13 protein-coding genes and 1 tRNA gene are annotated in these 16753 nt (G+C 73.3%); 8 read left to right on the top strand and 6 right to left on the bottom strand.

What is annotated here, in order from left to right; translation table 11 throughout:
* Window positions 1-20: 20 nt before the first annotated feature.
* Window positions 21-593, bottom strand: a complete 573-nt coding sequence (locus ACW62_RS35800) for a CGNR zinc finger domain-containing protein (protein WP_053204487.1) — start codon at window positions 591-593, stop codon at window positions 21-23.
* 97 nt (window positions 594-690) lie between these two features.
* Here ACW62_RS35800 and ACW62_RS12760 point away from each other — a divergent pair, with 97 nt between their 5' ends.
* The 4 genes from ACW62_RS12760 to ACW62_RS12745 all read left to right on the top strand — a co-directional run bounded on the left by ACW62_RS12760 (window position 691) and on the right by ACW62_RS12745 (window position 4669).
* A complete protein-coding gene (locus ACW62_RS12760) occupies window positions 691-1962 on the top strand; it encodes an MFS transporter (RefSeq protein ID WP_053204486.1) in 1272 nt (423 codons plus the stop codon).
* Between the two features lie 40 nt (window positions 1963-2002).
* Window positions 2003-2698, top strand: a complete 696-nt coding sequence (locus ACW62_RS12755; RefSeq protein ID WP_053204485.1) for a VOC family protein — start codon at window positions 2003-2005, stop codon at window positions 2696-2698.
* 4 nt (window positions 2699-2702) lie between these two features.
* Window positions 2703-3596, top strand: a complete 894-nt coding sequence (locus tag ACW62_RS12750; RefSeq protein ID WP_053204484.1) for an arginase family protein — start codon at window positions 2703-2705, stop codon at window positions 3594-3596.
* 68 nt (window positions 3597-3664) lie between these two features.
* The gene (locus ACW62_RS12745; RefSeq protein WP_053204483.1) at window positions 3665-4669 is read left to right on the top strand and encodes a PHP domain-containing protein; all 1005 of its coding nucleotides are present in this window, start codon (window positions 3665-3667) and stop codon (window positions 4667-4669) included.
* 44 nt (window positions 4670-4713) lie between these two features.
* On the opposite strand, the gene ACW62_RS12740 is transcribed toward ACW62_RS12745, so the two are convergent.
* The 4 genes from ACW62_RS12740 to ACW62_RS12725 form a co-directional block, all read right to left on the bottom strand.
* A complete protein-coding gene (locus tag ACW62_RS12740) occupies window positions 4714-5904 on the bottom strand; it encodes an MFS transporter (protein WP_053204482.1) in 1191 nt (396 codons plus the stop codon).
* The gene (locus ACW62_RS34730; protein ID WP_205629306.1) at window positions 5901-6476 is read right to left on the bottom strand and encodes a TetR/AcrR family transcriptional regulator; all 576 of its coding nucleotides are present in this window, start codon (window positions 6474-6476) and stop codon (window positions 5901-5903) included. Before ACW62_RS34730 ends, ACW62_RS12740 begins: the two co-directional genes overlap by 4 nt.
* A 56-nt stretch (window positions 6477-6532) precedes the next feature.
* Complete coding sequence (locus ACW62_RS12730; RefSeq protein WP_053204480.1) at window positions 6533-10363, bottom strand: S8 family serine peptidase; 3831 nt, start codon at window positions 10361-10363, stop codon at window positions 6533-6535.
* Window positions 10364-10512: 149 nt separating this feature from the next.
* Complete coding sequence (locus ACW62_RS12725; RefSeq protein WP_053204479.1) at window positions 10513-11409, bottom strand: NAD(P)-dependent oxidoreductase; 897 nt, start codon at window positions 11407-11409, stop codon at window positions 10513-10515.
* 68 nt (window positions 11410-11477) lie between these two features.
* Between ACW62_RS12725 and ACW62_RS36180 the strand changes: the two genes are divergently transcribed.
* The 3 genes from ACW62_RS36180 (at window position 11478) to ACW62_RS12710 (ending at window position 14896) form a co-directional block, all read left to right on the top strand.
* Entirely contained in the window at window positions 11478-11876 is a 399-nt protein-coding gene (locus ACW62_RS36180) for a MerR family transcriptional regulator (protein ID WP_053204478.1), read from the top strand.
* A 205-nt stretch (window positions 11877-12081) separates the two neighbouring features.
* A complete protein-coding gene (locus tag ACW62_RS12715; RefSeq protein ID WP_053204477.1) occupies window positions 12082-13035 on the top strand; it encodes a carbon-nitrogen hydrolase family protein in 954 nt (317 codons plus the stop codon).
* A 241-nt stretch (window positions 13036-13276) separates the two neighbouring features.
* Window positions 13277-14896 (top strand): exo-alpha-sialidase, encoded by a 1620-nt coding sequence (locus tag ACW62_RS12710; protein WP_157574712.1) that lies wholly within the window; start codon window positions 13277-13279, stop codon window positions 14894-14896.
* Window positions 14897-14963: 67 nt separating this feature from the next.
* On the opposite strand, the gene ACW62_RS12705 is transcribed toward ACW62_RS12710, so the two are convergent.
* A complete protein-coding gene (locus ACW62_RS12705; RefSeq protein WP_053204616.1) occupies window positions 14964-16331 on the bottom strand; it encodes an FAD-binding oxidoreductase in 1368 nt (455 codons plus the stop codon).
* Between the two features lie 208 nt (window positions 16332-16539).
* On the opposite strand from ACW62_RS12705, the gene ACW62_RS12700 reads away from it, so the two are divergent.
* Window positions 16540-16612 (top strand) — tRNA-Lys (locus ACW62_RS12700).
* The last annotated feature ends 141 nt before the right edge of the window (window positions 16613-16753 follow it).

Here is a 16753-nt window from a genome sequence, read left to right as displayed (position 1 = left end):
GACGCCGCCGCCCTCCCGCCTCATGGCCGCTCGGCCTCACCGCCGGGGCCGTGCGCGGCGTGGTAGCGGCGGGCCTTGTCGCGGCTGCCGCAGGTGGCCATGCTGCACCACCGGCGCCGGCCGTTCTTGCTGGTGTCGAGAAACAGCCAGGGACACGAAGCGCATTCGCCCAGGCGATGCAGGGGTCCCTGCGTGAGCAGCCCGACGGCGGACGCCGCCACGTCCCAGAGCAGCACCCGCAGCGTCTGCGGATCCGTCCACGACAGCCGGAACGTCGCGCCGTCGTCGACGAACCGGCCGCGCGCGACCCCTTCGGCGTACGCCGCGTGGACGATGTCGAGGTCGTCGGGCGAGGGGCGCTCGCCGTGCGCCAGCGGCTGGAACACGCGGAACACGGCCTCGCGCAGGTCTCGGGCGACCGGGAGCGTGAACCGCAGGCTCGGATCGTCGTCGACGGGGTGCCCAACGGCGCGCGCCCAGGTCACGGCCCCTGCCGGCGATGCCAGCCAGTCACGCTGGGCGACCGGCCGCCAGTTGGTGGAGTTGGCGAAGTCGAGGCAGAGTGCGTTGCCGACCAGTTCGACCTCGGTCATGTGAACAGAATATCTCACCGTTCATTGGGCGTTGACAGGTGAGAAGCCATGTGACAGAACTGCAACCAGTGAAACGCCAATGAAGGGTGAGAAGCCGATGCGCGTGCTGCCGGTGTCGCTCGGCCGATCGTTCAACGGGCTGTGGTTCGGGACCGGCGCGGCCAACCTCGGCGACGGCATGGCGCTGTTCGTGCTGCCGCTGCTGGCCATTGCCGTCGGCGCGTCGGCGGGCGGCGTCGCGGCGGTGACGGCGGCGCTCACCCTGGCGTGGCCGGTGTTCGGGCTGCACGCCGGCTTGATCGTGGACCGCGTGGACCGGCGGGCGCTGCTCGGCACCGTGAACGCGCTGCGCGGGCTGGTGCTGGGCGGGGTCACGGCCGCGTTCCTGGCCGATGCGCTGTCGCTGCCGCTGATCCTCGTCGCGGCGGCTCTGCTCGGCGTCGCCGAGACGCTGGTCGACACCGCCCTGACCTCGACCATTCCACTCGTCGTCGAGCCGGTCGGCCGCGGCCGGGCGAACGCGCGCATCGAGGCGACCATCAACGTGACGAACCAGCTGGCCGGGCCGCCGCTCGCCGGCCTGCTCGCGGGGGCGACGCTGGCCCTGGCGACCGGCGCCAGCGCGGCACTCTACGTCCTCGCCGTCGGCGGGGTGCTCATGATGACGCTGCGCCACGCCCAGCCGGCGCCCGCTACCAGCGACCCGGCGGCCGGCCGTCGGCGCGGGAGCGAGCTGGTCGCCGGGTTCCGGTTCCTCTGGCGCCAGCCGATCGTGCGGACGTTGACGCTCTTCACGGCCGCGATGAACGTCGTCTGGGCGGTAGCGGTCTCGCTGCTCGTCGTCTACGCCGTCGAGCCGGGTCCGCTGGGGCTGACGGCCGCGCAGTACGGGCTGCTGTTGACCGGCATGGCGGTCGGCGGGCTGATCGCGTCGGTGCTGGTGGAGCCGCTGCGTCGCTGGGTCGGCACCACCCGCCTGATGATCGCCGACGCCGTCGGGACGGTGCTGTTCGTGGCGCCGGTGGCGTTCGACGCCGGCATCTGGGCGGTCGCGGCCGGTGTCGTCGTCGCGGGAGCGGGGTCGAGCATCTGGCGCATCCTCGCGGCGACGATCCGGCAGAACCTGTCGCCGCCGGAGCTGCTCGGCCGCATCTACTCCGCGTCGCGGATGATCAGCTGGGGCGTCATCCCGGCGAGTGCGGCCCTGGCCGGCGTCATCGCGGAGGTGTGGGGGCTGCGGACGGCGTTCTTGGCGGCGACGGTACTCGCGGTGGCCGTACTGGCGGTGTTCGTGCCGTTCGCCCTCCGGACCGACCTCGCCGCCGCCGTCCGCGGCCCGGCCGACGACGTCGCAGGGGTCCAGGGCTGAAACCCGCCACCTTGTCGGACCCGCGTGCGAGCATGGCCGGATGGACGACACCGCGAGGCCGCTGCGGCGACCGGAGGCGTCGGCCGCCGTCGAGCACCTGGGCTGGCGGTACCTCCTGGCGCGCTTCCACACCGGCGTCGCGGTGGGGTCGCCGGCCGAGGCGGTCGACGTAGCGGCGACGGCGGTGCGCGCGGCGGGTCCGGCGGCCGACGCTCACCTGCGGGCCGACCTGCGGCCGGGACGCGCGCTGCTCAGCCTGCAGGACGCCGCGCTGGCGAACGTGACCAGCGTGGACGTCGACGCGGCGGCGCGCATCACGACGGCGCTGCGGGCGGCCGGGCACGACGCCGACCCAGCGGTCGGTGGGCGGCCGCGGTCGGAGCAGTCGCTGGAGCTCGCCATCGACGCGGTGGACATCCAGGCGATCCGGCCGTTCTGGAAGGCGGTGCTCGCCTACGGCGACGAGCCCGGGCTGGACGGTCCGGCGGACGCGCTGGTCGACCCGCTCGGCCAAGGGCCGGCGTTCTGGTTCCAGCAGATGGACGCGCCGCGGCCGCAGCGCAACCGCATCCACTTCGACATCAGCGTCCCGCACGACGAGGCACATCGACGGCTCGCGGCGGCGCTCGACGCCGGCGGACGGCTGGTGAACGACGGACGGGCGCCGGCGTTCTGGGTGCTGGCCGACGCCGAGGGGAACGAGATCTGCATCTGCACGTGGCAGGGGCGGGACTGATGCGATGACGACGCTGGGGTTGGTCGGTGTGCCGTCGAGTGTGGCGGCACACTGGCCAGGTCAGGAGCAGGCGCCGGCGGTGCTGCGGGCCGCCGGGCTGGTCGAGCAGCTCCGGCAGACCGGCCACGAGGTGCACGATCACGGCGACCGCCCCGTCCGGCGCTGGGCCGCGAACCCGGCGGACGGCAGGCCGAACAACCTCGACGCCGTGGTGGAGGTGCTCGAGGACGCCCGCGCGGCCGTCACCGCCGTCATCGAGACAGGCGAGACACCGGTCGTCGTCGGGGGCGAGTGCACGCTGACCATCGCCGTCGTCAGCGCGTTCGCCACCGCCGGGCAGGACGTCGGCCTGGTGTACGTCGACGGCGGGCAGGATCTCCAGTCGCCGGCCGACCATCCGCACGAACCGATCGCCGACGGCATGGGCGTCGCGCACCTGCTCGACCTCCCCGGCACCGCGCCCGCGCTGAGCGGCTTCGGCCCGCGCCGCCCGCTGCTCACCGCCGACCAGATCTGCTTCTTCGGGTACGCCGACGACGAAGAGGACGTGCATGGGCGGGTCCCCAGCTGGCGGTTCCCGGCGGCGTCGGTCGCGCCCGACCCCGCCGCGACTGCCGGCTTGGCGCTGGCCGCGCTCACGTCCGTGACCAGCCGGTTCGTCGTTCACTTGGACGTCGACGTCGTCAACTTCATGGACCTCCCGGCCGCCGACGTGCCGCAGTACCGCGGTCTCACGCTGGCCCAGGTGATGAGCGCGGTGACGGTCATGGTGCGCCACCCCGGGTGTGCCGGCCTGGTGCTCACCGAGTTCAACCCCGACCACGGCGAACCCGACGGCTCCACGGCCAGGCGCCTCGCCGAGGCCGTCGCCGCCGTGTTCAGGCCGGCACCGTACTGATCACCCGCGACAGAACCGGCCCCTGCGAGACTGAGTCCGTGACTGCCGATCCCACCCCGGGCGACCTGATGCGGCGCATCGCGTTCCTGCTGGAGCGGGCCCGCGAGCCCGTCTACCGGGTGCGCGCCTTCCGGACCGCCGCGGCCACCGTCGACGAGGTCGGGCTGGCGGAGTTGGTGGATCGGGTGGAGGCGGGCACGCTGACCGAGCTGCCCGGCATCGGCAAGGTGACCGCGACGGTCATCAGCGAGGCGCTGGCCGGTGAGGTCCCGGTGTACCTGCGCCGCCTGGAGGCGACCGGCGGCCGGCCGGTCGCGGAGGGCGGTGCGGAGATCAGGGCGGCGCTGCGCGGCGACCTGCACCTGCATTCGGACTGGTCGGACGGCGGCAGCCCGATCCCGGAGATGGTCCGGGCCGCCGCCGGGCTGGGGCATGAGTACGTGGCGCTGACGGACCACTCGCCGCGGCTGACGGTCGCGAACGGGTTGTCGCCGGAGCGGTTGCGGCAACAGCTCGACGTCGTCGCCGAGTTGAACGACAAGGGCGAAGGGATTCGCGTCCTCACCGGCATCGAGGTCGACATCAACGAGGACGGCTCGCTGGACCAGTCCGACGAGCTGCTGGGGCGGCTCGACGTCGTCGTGGCGAGCGTGCACTCGAAGCTGCGCATGGCGTCGGACGAGCTGACCGAGCGCATGGTGACGGCGATCGCCAACCCGCACACGGACATCCTCGGGCACTGCACCGGCCGGCTCATCACGGGCGGGCGCGGCACCCGGCCCGAGTCGACGTTCGATGCGGAGATCGTGTTCGCCGCCTGCGCACGGTTCGGCGTCGCCGTCGAGATCAACTCGCGGCCGGAGCGGCTGGACCCACCGAAGCGGCTGCTCCGGCTGGCCGTCGAGGCCGGCTGTTCGTTCGCGCTCGACACTGACGCGCACGCGCCCGGCCAGCTGGACTGGCAGCCGTACGGGTGCGAACGCGCGGCCGCCTGCGGCGTGCCGCTGGAGAGGATCGTCAACACCTGGCCGGTCGACGACCTGCTGGCCTGGACCCGCCGCGGCGCCCCATGATCATCAACCTTTTGCGCTGCTATCACAACGCAAAAGGTTGATGATCATGGGAGGGAGGGCGAGGGAGGAGGGCGGCGGACGGCCAGCGCTCCGGCGGCCAACGCGACGACGGCCATGACGGCGCAGCCCCAGAGCGCGGCGACCGGCCCGTTCGCGTCGACGAGCACGCCGAGCAGGCTGGTGGTGCCGGCCGCGACGCCGACGCTGAGCCCGAGCGCCATCCCCGCCGCCAGCCCGGCGTGCCGCGGCAGGCCGTCCTGGGCGACGATGACCAGCGGGTAGAAGATCCCCTCGATCACCAGCCCGATCACGATCAGCAGCACGACGGCCAGCAGCGGCCCGGTCAGCGGCAGCACCGCCGACAGCGGGACCAGCGCCAGCACCGACACCAGCACGACCGGCCGTCGCCCGTGCCGGTCGCCGAGGGTGCCGGCCGCGTACGTTCCGACGGCGCCGGCCAGCAGCATGCCGGTGACGGCGGCGCTGCCCAGGCCGACGCCGGTGCCGAGCGTCTCGTCGAACCAGACCGGCGCGAACGCCATCAGCCCGAACAGCACGCCCGCGGCTGCCGTCGCGCCGAGCGTCGCGAACCCGAACGTGCGCCAGTCGCTCGGCGCCGGACCGGCCACGGTCGCGTCGTCGGCCGAAGCCGCGAGGTCGGACGGCACACCGCGGCCCAGCAGCAGCGCGCCGGCCAGCGGGATGACGGCGACCGCGCCGGCCGCCTCGATCCCGTACGCCACGCCCAGCGGGACGACCAGCGACGGGCCGAGCGCGAAGCCGATGTTGCCGCCGAGCGCGAACACGCCCAGCGCGGCGCCGGGGCTGGCGGCGGCCGCGGCGCGGGTCGCGCGGAACGCCTCGGGGTGGAAGATCGCGACGCCGAGACCGCCGAGCAGCAGCGCGACGGCGATGGCGGCGAACGAGTCGAGCATTGTCGCGGCCAGCAGCCCGCCGCCGGTCAGGGCGAGCCCGAGCGGCTGCAGCCACGCGGCCCGGACGCGGTCGCCGACGACGCCGGCCAGCGGCTGCATGACCGACGACGCGAGGCTGCCGGCCAGCACCAGCAGCCCGGCGTCGGCGTAGGTCATGCCGCGTTCGGCGACGAAGAACGGGATCAGCGCGGGCACGGCGGCCTGGAACAGGTCGGCGCCGGCGTGCGCGACGGTGAGCCGGGCGACCTTGCCGCGGTCGACGTCCGGCCCGGGGATCACCCGTTCCAGTAGGGCGGTCACGGCAGTAGCCCGTGGAGCGTGAGGTCGATGACGGCGTCCGTGGCGCGCTTCGCCGACCAGCGGTGTTCGCGGCGCAGGTGGCGGTACGTCTCGCAGACCTGGACGTAGAGGATCGTTGCGGTCTCGTCCGGATCGGCGGACGGCCGCAGCGAGCCGTCCAGCGCGCCGTCGCGCAGCAGCCGGACGATCGGTGCGGTGAACTCGGTGCGGGTGAGCGACTCGTCGCCGGGATCGTGGTAGATCGCGTTCAGCGTCGGGTCGTCGAGCCCGGCCATCAGGTCGGCCCGTTCGTCGGTGACCGCGCAGAAGACCTCGAACGCCGCGGTCAGCCGGGCGCGCGCGTCGCCGGGGCCGGTGAGGACGGGGAGCAGCCGCTCGCGCTCCTCGCGGGCCAGCTCGTCGCGCAGCGCGACCAGGATCGCCGTCCGCGTCTCGCCGCGCCGGTACAGCGTGACGCGGGTGATGCCGGCCTCCTTGGCGATGTCGGCCATCGAGGCGCCGCCCAGCTGCTGCCGCTCGGCCAGCCGCTTGGCCGCGGCCAGGACGTCCTGAGACACCGTCGATTCACTCACGATACAAGGTGTATCACGGTGCAGCTCAGGACGTCCAGACCGATGCGGCAAGCGGATCAGTCCAGCGGGTAGGTCCGGATCACCTCCTGCTCCAGCCGGGTGCCGTCGCCCTGGGCGTCGATCCGCAGCGAGACGTGCTCGGCGTCCTTCGGGTGCCGGACGGTGACGGAGTACTCCCCGTCGTCGTCCGGCCGCACCACCGCGGGCCGCCAGGTGGCGCCGTCGTCGTACGACACCTCGACCCGCACCCGCCGGACCGGCGGCTCCGGTGCGCCGACCTGCCCGCCCACGGTGAGGTCGAAGGTGAACGTCCGCCCGGACGGCGCCCGGTTCAGCTCGTCGAGCGGCACGTCGTACGACGCGAACAGCAGCGGCAGGAAGGCGCAGTTCCGGTGCCCGCGGTCGGTGCACGCGTACTGCACGGGCAGGTCGCCGACGCCGGATGCCGGCGCCGCGGACCGGAACGTCCAGGCCGTCGACGACCGCGTCCCGAAGCTCCACGGGGCGTCCGACCACGCGTCGATCTCCAGCCGGTACTCCGAGTCCGCCGGGACCGCCGCCAGCACCCCGCGCCCGGTCCGCCGGCTCACCACCAGCTCGTCGTCGCGGTACAGGCGGGTCGCCGAGTTCTCCCAGCGGGTGTCCCAGGCGCCGTAGTGGCCGTCGCCGGAGTCGGCGAGGTCCTCGATCCAGAAGAACAGCTCGTCGGCGTCGCGGCAGGCCGGGCACGGGATCGCCATCCGCTCCTGCTCGAGCACCTCGCGCCGCGGCGTCGGCACGAACGGCCCGCCGAACCAGCTGTCCTCCAGCTCGTCGCCAGGCTCGAGCGTCCGCAGCCGGTCGCGGGCGTGCCGGGCCAGCGCCACCTCGTCCGTCTCGTAGCCGGAGAGCTGCTTGAACCACAGCATGTCCGGCGAGGTCAGCACGTACTCCGTCCGCTCCAGCGGCGCCCGGAAGTAGCGGTAGGAGTCGAACGAGTTGTTCTGCCAGGGCGCGAACGACGGGTTGACGTCCGAGACGGTGCGCTCCGGCGCGTCCGCGTGGTACGTGCTCGTGACCGTGGCGAGGTCGTCGGTGTCGACGACGTGTGCGAGGTCGGTCCCCACCCCGCCGTCCTCGTCGAAGCGCAGGTCGTAGAGGAACTCGCTGACCGGCGTCGAGTGGACGGTGACGGCGCCGCCGCCGCGGGCCAGCAGCGTCTCGGCCTCGCTGAGGTCCAGTGCGGCCGCCGGGATCGGCAGCCCGCGCTCGACCGCGCCGGAGAACGGGTAACCGTTCCGGCTGTAGAGGAACGCCACCTCGGCGCCGGCCGCCGCGACCGCCCGGATCTGCTCGCTCCACTGCCCGCCCGTCGCCTCGACCAGCGCGATCTTCCCGTCGAGGTCGACGGCGGCCAGCTCGGCCGGCGTGGCGGCGCCGGCGTCGACGACGTCGTGGCGGAACCGGCCGTCCGGCAGCTTCGGCGCGTAGATGAAGTACTCCGGCTCGAACGCGTCCAGCCCGGAGCCGTCGACGATGAGGTCCGGCTCGGCCAGTGAGAACTGCGTGACGAGGTGGAACCCGCCCTCGGTGACGTCCTCGGTCGGCGTCGCGTACACGTCGGTGAACGGCTCGCCGAGCAGGTAGCGGTAGCTCATCGCCTCGCCGGCCAGCGGGAAGCGCCAGAACTCCAGCTTCGCCGACACGCCCTCGACGGTGCGGCCGACGTCGGCGGTCACCGGGACCGCGGTGCGGGCGTCCAGCACGACGCTCGCGCCGCCCGGCCCGACCTCGATCTGCGGGTCGCCGGCGAACGTGTACGTGTACCGCTCGCCGTCCAGCTCGCTCAAGATGCTCAGCGCGCTGTACGTGCCCGGTGGGACGCGGACGGTCGCCTGGCCGCGCGCGTCCAGGTTCGGGAACGATACGTGCTTCGAGGAGTCGTCGACGTTGCCGATCTGGACGGTCGCGCCGCGGTTGGGGTTGCCCTCGCGGTCCAAGACGGTGACCGTCAGCTCGTAGACCTCCGGCTCCTTGTTCAACCCGAGCGGCAGCACGACGCTCACCCCGTCCGGGCCGGTCCCGGTGACGAAGCCGCTGTACAGGCCGGCCGCGCCGAGCGACGGGTCGAGCGTGACGTCGACGGTGGCGGTGCCGTTGGCGGGGACGGTGACCGACGGCGCGCCGAGCGTGAGCATGCCGGCCGGCGCGGGCGTGCTGCCGGCGGTGGCGGCCGCGGTGAGCTCCAGCGTGACCGGCGCCGCCGTGACGTTGCTGAACGTGACGGTGCGGACGATCGGCTCCAGCCCGGTCTGCGGGTAGGGCAGGTAGCCGAAGTTCAGCGGCGCCGGGCCGGCATACACGCCCTGCGCGACGGCGGTCGCGACGTCGAGGCGGCCGCCGCCCTGCTGGTAGACGGTGAGCCCGTCGCGCGGGATCGCGGTCGACACCAGGGCCGCCTTGACCTGCTCGGGCGTCCAGTCAGGGTGCTGCTGACGGACGATCGCGGCGGCTCCGGCGACGTGCGGCGTGGCCATCGAGGTGCCGGACGCGCTGGTGTAGAGGTTGTCGACCGGCGTGCCCATCGCGGTGCCGGCGGCGCGGGCGGCGACGATGTTCGTGCCGGGCGCGGTGAGGTCGGGCTTGACGGCGTGATCGCCGACCCGCGGGCCGCGGCCGGACGACGACGCCAGGTCGTCGGTCTTCGTGACGTTGCCGACGGTGAGCGCGGCGTCGGCGGCGCCCGGGCTGGTCAGCGAGTAGGCGCTGGGCCCGTAGTTGCCGCCGGCGATGACGAACAGCGCGCCGGTCTCCGCGGTCAGCTCGTTCACGGCCAGGCTGAGCGGGTCGGTGCCGTCAGTGGGCCATCCGCCGAGGCTCATGCTGACGACGTCGGCGCCGTTGCGCGCGGCCCACTCCATGCCGGCGATCACCCAGGAGTCCTGGCCGCTGCCGCCGTCGTCGAGGACCTTGCCGATCATCAGATCGGCGCCGGGCGCGACGCCTTGGCGGGTGCCGCCCGAACTCGCGCCGGTGCCGGCGACCGTCGCCGCGACGTGGGTGCCGTGGCCGTGCCCGTCGACCGGGTTGTTCCCACCGGTGAAGTCCTGTTGAACGGCAATTTGACCGGCGACGTCCGGGTGGGCCGGGTCGATGCCGGTGTCGAGGACGGCGACCGTGCTGCCGGTGCCGTCGAACCCCTGCTCCCAGGCCGCCGGCGCGCCGACCATCGGCACGCTGACGTCGAGGGTCGCGGCCACGGAGCCGTCCAGCCAGACGCCGCCGACGGAGCCGTCGGCCTGGACGGCGTCCCAGAACGTGCCGGCGTCGGCCTTGGCGACCTCGACGGCGACACCGTCGATGCTGGGCAGCGGCAGCGTGGCGTCGCTGGCCGGCAGGTTCTCGGCGCTGGCGGCGACGGTGGACGCGGACCGGGCGGCGGCGCCGTCGTAGGTGACGATGACCGGCAGCTCGGTGGTCGCGTCGTCGGCGTACCCGCTCTCGATCAGCCGCGTCACGTTGAACAGCTGGTCGTCGACGGTGCCGGCGCGGACCTGCGGCGCGACCCGGGCCGGGACGACGTACGTGTCGCCGTCCAGTTCGTACGCCTCGACCGCGCCGCGGTCCGCCGCGGCGACCGCGACGGACGTCTTCCCGCCCGTGGTGGTCACGTCGACGATGTCGCCGGTGACCAGCGTGACCCGGGTGGTGGTCCCGGCGCTGGTCGGGTCGTCCGTCGCCGCGGTGGCCGGGGCAGCTGGGGCGGCCGGGGTGGTCGCGGTGCCGGGTGCCGATGTCGCTGGGGCGGTGGCGCCGGCGGTGGCGGCCAGCGCGACGGTCAGCGCGGTGGCGGACCAGACGGCCGGTCGTCGTCGGCGGGATCGGGGCACGGGCGCGGTGGGGGGCATCGCGTCGTCCTCTCTCGGCGGGGCAGGGCGAGACGTGGGCGGTACCAGATGGGCCGGATGTCCGGTCCGGTCAATCTGGCACCGCCGCTGCCCGGGGCGGAAGGACTAGGCGTGGCCGGTAGGCGCCAATGGCGCAAACATGCCGCTGGTCAGGCCCTGCTGCCGGCCTCCTCACGCTCGGCGAGCAGGACGGCGCTGACCACTGACCCGTCGTCGTCCCCGTGCCCGGCGTCGATGGCCCGGTGCAGCTGCGCGAGCGCGGCGTGCTGGACGCTGGTATCGAGGCCGCGCCGCTCCGACGCCGCGACGACGTGCTCCAGCCCGGCGGCGATCGTCGCCAGCGTCGCGACGTCGGCGTCGTAGCGGCCCGCGTCCAGCCGCTCGCCGTGCTCGGCGACCGAGTCCTTCAGCAGGGCGGCGAGCCCTTCGGCCAGCGGCACGAGGTCGGCGCCGTCGATGCCCTCGGCCTTGGCCAGCGCGAACGCGTGCATCATGCCGGCGAACGCCGTCCAGAAGAAGTCCAGCAGTGCGACGTCGAAGGCGGCCGCGCGGCCTGGGTCGGCGCCGAGGTGGTGCTGCGTCCCGCCGAGCGCGGCCAGTGTCGCCGCGTGCCTCCGGTAGAGGTCGTGCGGGCCGCTGTAGATCAGCACCGCGTCCGGCGTGTCGATGGTGATCGTCGGTGTCATGATCGACCCGTCGAGATAGTTGACGCCGTGATCGGCGGCCCAGGCGGCCAGGGAGCGCGCGGCGTCCGGCGTGTCGGCGGTGAGGTTCACGACGGTGCGCCCGCGCAGCGCGGTGGCGGCCGGCTCGAGCAGCTGTCGCGCGGCCGCGTAGTCGACCACACAGACCACGACGAGGTCGGCGCCCGCGACCGCGTCGGCGACGCTGGCGGCCCGGGTCGCGCCCGCCGCCACCAGCGCGTCGCCCTTCTCCGGCGAGCGGTTCCAGACCGTCGTCGGGTGGCCGTGGGCGAGGAAGGCGCGGGCGAGGGTCTGCCCCATCTTGCCGAGCCCGAGGACGGTGACCTGCGCGGATGTCGTCATGGCGGGTACGCTAAACCTTCACGCCGACGTGAGGGTCAAGTCGGCGGTGGGCGAGCACGGAGGGCGCGATGCGGATCGGCGAACTGGCCAGGCGAACCGGCGTGACGGAGCGCGCGCTGCGCTACTACGAGGAGCAGAACCTGCTCCGACCGGCCCGGCTGCCCAGCGGCTACCGCGACTACGCCCCGTCCGATGTCGCCGCGGTGCGGCACGTGCGGTCGCTGCTCGCGGCCGGGCTGCCGAGCCACCTGATCGCCGACCTGCTGCCGTGCATGGTCGACACCGGCGACGGGCTGATGCCCGGCTGCCGGTCGATGCTGTCGCCGCTGGAGTCCGAGCGCGACCGTCTGACGTCGGCGATCGAGCAGCTGACGGCGGCGCGGGCGCAGCTGATCGCGTTGATCGACCGCACCCCCGACGACGACGCCGAGTATGACGCCTGGGTCGCGGCGCACGGGGCGGGCTGACATCCGGCGCGTGGTGTTGACGCGGCCCGAAGCGGTGCGGAAGGCTGTGAGCCTGGCGTGGCTCCCGCCTCACCTTCGCCGGCCGGCCCCAGCCCGGTCTCGCTCCTGAAGGCAAAGGGACTCCTGATCTCGAGCCGCTCGTCCTGGTCTACCGCCTCGGACGGGATTGCTGGGGGATCACGTGCGAGTGCGTGGGAGGCCAGCGATGACGACAGACCGAAACCTCAAACGACGGGTCCGTGCCCGCGCCGCCAAGACCGGCGAGTCCTACACGGCCGCGCTCCGCAACGTCCGCCCGGCGCCGTCCGCCGACGAGCCGCCGAGGGAGACGCCGCTGCCGATCGCCGTCGCGCAGTCGACCGTCCGGACCGACCCCACCGACGCCGACGGCTTGCGCGCGAGTGGCGCCGAGGTGCGCCGGCTGATGACGGACGCGGCCGCGGCCGGTGCGCGGCTGGTGCACTTCACCGAGGGCGCGATCTGCTTCCCGGACAAGTTCGTCCTGTCCGAACTGGGCCCGGACGAGGTGGGGCCGGCCGACTGGACCCGCGCCGCGTGGACGGTGCTGGACGATGAGCTCGACCAGGTCGTCCGGCTGGCGGGGGAGCTGGCGATCTGGACGGTGCTCGCCGCGCCACATCGCCGCCCGGCGCCGTCCCGTCCGCACAACAGCCTCTACGTCGTCTCCGACGAGGGTGCGGTGGTGGCCCGGTACGACGAGCGGACCCTGTCGAACACCAAGCTGAGCTACCTGTACGCGCCCGGCGCCGGACCCTGCACCATCGACGTCGACGGGTACCGGTTCGGGCTCGCGCTCGGGATGGACGTGCACTTCCCGGAGCTGTTCACCGAGTACGAGCGCCTCGACGTCGACGGCGTCCTGGTGTCGTACGAGACCGGCGGCGTGCCCGGCCGCGAGACCGTCACCACCGAGGCCCGCGGCTACGCGGCGGCGAACAGCTACTGGATCAGCCTCGCCGTCCCCGCCGACCCGTCGGGCCCGCACGCCGGGGTCATCGGCCCGCGCGGCGGCTGGGCGGCCGGCTGCCCGGCCGGCGGCGCGCCGGCGGTTGTCGCCACCGACGTCCACCGGGACGACGAGCTCAGCCCGTACGCCCGCGACTGGCGTCGCCGCACCAGAGACCGCGTCACTCTCTGACGGCGTCACGGCACGACGGCCTGCCCGGCTGGGCGTCCGTCCGCGTCCAGCGCGGGCCGGGTCGTCGCCTCGCGAAGCGGCGCAGAATCATGTTCCATGTCAGTGCCGACCGGTGGCTGGCGTCCACTGGCTCCGTCTGACCATTGACATGGAACTCTATGCCAGGTTGAGTTCCGTCATTGCGTCAGCAGCTCTCTCGAACGGCAGTGCCGCACGGCCACGCGCATCGAAAGGAGCAGTCATGACCAGACCTTCCCGAAGCCCCCGCAGGGCCATGCTGGGCGCCCTGACCGCCGGTACGGCCCTCGTCGTCAGCGGCCTGGCCGGGGCGCCCGCCGGCGCCGGCCCGGACGACCCGACGCAGCCCGACGTGCTCATCGCGACGCAGGAGGGCGACCAGAAGCCGTTCTTCCCGGAGATCGTGCACCTCGACGACGGCCGGCTGGTCACGGTCTACTACTGGAACAACGAGCACTCCGCCGGCATCCCCGGAGGCGATCACGACGGGGAGGTGCGGTGGACGGAGAGCACGGACGGCGGCGCGACGTGGTCCGAGCCGCGGGTGGTGATCGACACGCCGGTCGACGACCGCGACGCACAGATCACCCAGCTGCGCGATGGGACCATCGTGATCACCTGGTTCCAGACCGACTGGACCGGATATCCCGACGCGGCCGCGACGCTTCGAGGCACCTACGTGGTGCGCTCCGAGGACGGCGGGCAGACGTGGTCCGAGCCGGCGTTGGTGGAGTCGTCGATGAGCTGCGGGTGCGGCCCGCGCAGCGGCGCGTACCACCTGGGCTGGGCGGCCGAGTCCGGTGAGGTCGTCGAACTGGACGACGGCGACCTGCTGATCCCCCTCTACGGCACGCGCCCGGACGCCACCCTCGGCCGCGCCAGCGTCGTGCGCAGCACCGACGGCGGGCGGACCTGGCCGCTGGAGAACGAGGTCATGCTGCCCGCGGAGCCGGGCGTCGCGCTGTCCGAGACCGAGCTGGCGGTCCTCCCCGGCGGACACGTGACCGCGGTGATCCGTCCGGGGTACGTCAGCGACTCCTTCGACGGCGGCCGCACCTGGAGCGTCGCGAGCAAGGTGCCGTGGAGCATGCAGGCACCGGACCTGATGACGCTGCCGGGCGGCAAGGTGCTGCTCACCTACGGCGGGCGGGACTACGGCTCGAACGAGCCGATCGTGGGCCGGCTCCGCCGCCGCGACCAGGCCTGGACCGACACCAGCCCCGTCCTGCTGTACATGTCGCAGCAGAACGTGGACCAGGGCGACCCGAGCACCGCGGTCGTGCGGGGCGGCCGGTTCCTGACGGTCAGCTACGACACCAACCTCCACGCCGTGGTCGGGACGTTCAGCTCCCTCAGCGACTACGTCGACGTCCAGCCGCCGGAGCCCGAGGCACCCCCGGCGGAAGCCGTCCTGGACCTTCCCGCCATGGTCGCCGCCGGTGAGGCCACCTTCACGACCGACCTCACCAGCAGCCACCAGAACCACCCGACCGCCCAGCCCGGCGGAGCGGTCGACGGCGTGGCCGAGTACTGGTACTCCTCGCTCGGCCCCGTCGCCACCCCTGAGGCGCCGCGCCACTTCACCCTCAGCTTCGCCGAGCCGCAGCGGATCTCGTGGATCGGGCTGAACCTCAAGCCCGGCTACGCCGAGACCGCGTCGGTCTACCTTTCGGCTGACGGGGTCGACTGGGGCGACCCCGTCGACGTGCGCACCGGGCACGTCTCCGTGGCCGGGGAGATCGCCTGGGCCGAGATCGATCGCAGCACGGCCCGGCACGTCAAGATCGTCATCACCGCGTCGTCGGGGGCGTCGATGCTCGCCGAACTGAACCTCGCCCGCTGACCGGGCGGTCAGGGCACCGGGGTGGCCGGTCGCGCGAACCCGCGCCCGGCCACCCCGTCCGTGCGACTCAGCCCGCGGGCGGGATGTTGACGTTGCGGCGGAACAGGTTGGCGGGGTCGTACTGCCGCTTCACCTGAGTGAGCCGCTCCCAGGTGCCGCCCGGGTAGGCCTCCCGCGCCCGCGTCTCGCCGTCTTCGGTGAGGAAGTTGACGTAGGCGCCGGTGCCGCCGTTCTCGGCGACGGCGGCGGTGTCGAGGACCCACTGCTCCCGCTCGGCCTTGGTGTCGGGGCCGTCGAGGAACGAGGCGACGTTGACCATGAACGCCCGGCCGCGGTGCGCGTACGCCGTGGCGTCGGCGGGGACGCGGTCGATGGCGCCGCCGAGCGGCCGGAACTGCGCGACCCGCATGGGCGCCGGCGCCGTGCGCAGCCGCTCGAGGACTTGGGTGACGCGGCCGAGGTCGAGCTCGTCGGCGAACATGGTGCGGGCGGTGGCGGTGGGGTGGTACTCGTCGTCGCCCTCTTCCATGAACATCTCGGCGTAGGTGATGGGCCGGACAAGGTCGGCGATGGGCTCGGCCAGCGCCCGGATGGGCGCCAGCGCCTTCTCGCCCTCCTCGGCCGGGCCCGCGTAGCAGACCAGGCCCATGACCACCATGTTTCCGTGCTGGTCGGCCGGGATGAACGGCATCGGCGGCGCCGGCATGACGTTGACGATGACGGACAGCTCTTCGGGCGCCGCGGCCGCCTCGCGGAGGAAACCGTGGATGACCTCGGGCGTGGCCGGGAGCAGGATCATGCCGCCCACGACGCCGGGCACCTCCTGCAGCCGGTACTTGAACCGGGTGACGACGCCGAAGTTGCCGCCGCCGCCCCGGATGGCCCAGAAGAGGTCGGGGTGGTTGGCGCCGTCGACCTGCAGGATCTGGCCGTCGGCGGTGACGACCTCGGCGGCGAGCACGTTGTCGATGGTCATGCCGTGCTTGCGGGACAGGAAGCCGACCCCGCCGCCGGTGGTGATGCCACCGATGCCGACGGTGCCGGTGTCGCCGAAGCCGACGGCCAGCCCGTGCTCGGCGACCGCCCGGGTGACGTCGCCCGCCGTGAGGCCGGCCTGCGCCCACACCGTGCGCTCCTCGACGTCGATGGCGATGGCGCGCAGGTGGGTGAGGTCGAGGACGATGCCGCCGTCGACGACGCTGTGGCCGACGGGGCTGTGCCCGCCGCAGCGGACGGAGAGTTCGAGGCCGGTCTCGCGGGCGAGCGTGATGACGGCGGCCACCTCGCCGGCATCGGCTGGGCGGATGACGACGACGGGCCGGGGGTCGTGGCCGCCGTAGAAGAGCGCACGCGCGCCGTCGTAGCCGTCGTCGCCGGGAGCGACGACCTGGCCGGTGAAGCGGGTGCGAAGTGCGGAGACGTCGAGGGTGGTCATGAGGCGGTTCTCCTTCGAGGTGACCACGCCGGATCGGAAGGTGTGCCCGTCCGGCATGGAAGACCCATTCAACCCCCGCCCACTGACAGAGTCCGCACGTTTTCGGCCAGGAACCGTCAGCGTTCTGTCAGCGCCCCCGGATAGTCGGCCGGCCTCGGCGCCGCTGCCGGTTCGGCCGGTGGCGACGGGACTGGGTAGCCTGTCCGCGGGGCCTCTAGCTCAATTGGCAGAGCAGCGGACTTTTAATCCGCGGGTTCAGGGTTCGATCCCCTGGGGGCCCACTAAACAGCAGGTCAGCGACTAGACCCAGCGCGACCAGCAGCAGAGGCCATGCTTTACCCATGGTTTTCCACCACCGTCGTCTGTAGAGCGTCATCGAGCAGGTCCGCGGCTGTCGATGTTCAAGCTCTACATCATCAACG

Source organism: Jiangella muralis (genome assembly GCF_001270745.1).
Taxonomy (GTDB): Bacteria; Actinomycetota; Actinomycetes; order Jiangellales; family Jiangellaceae; genus Jiangella; species Jiangella muralis.
This window is presented reverse-complemented; position numbering and strand designations above follow the sequence as displayed.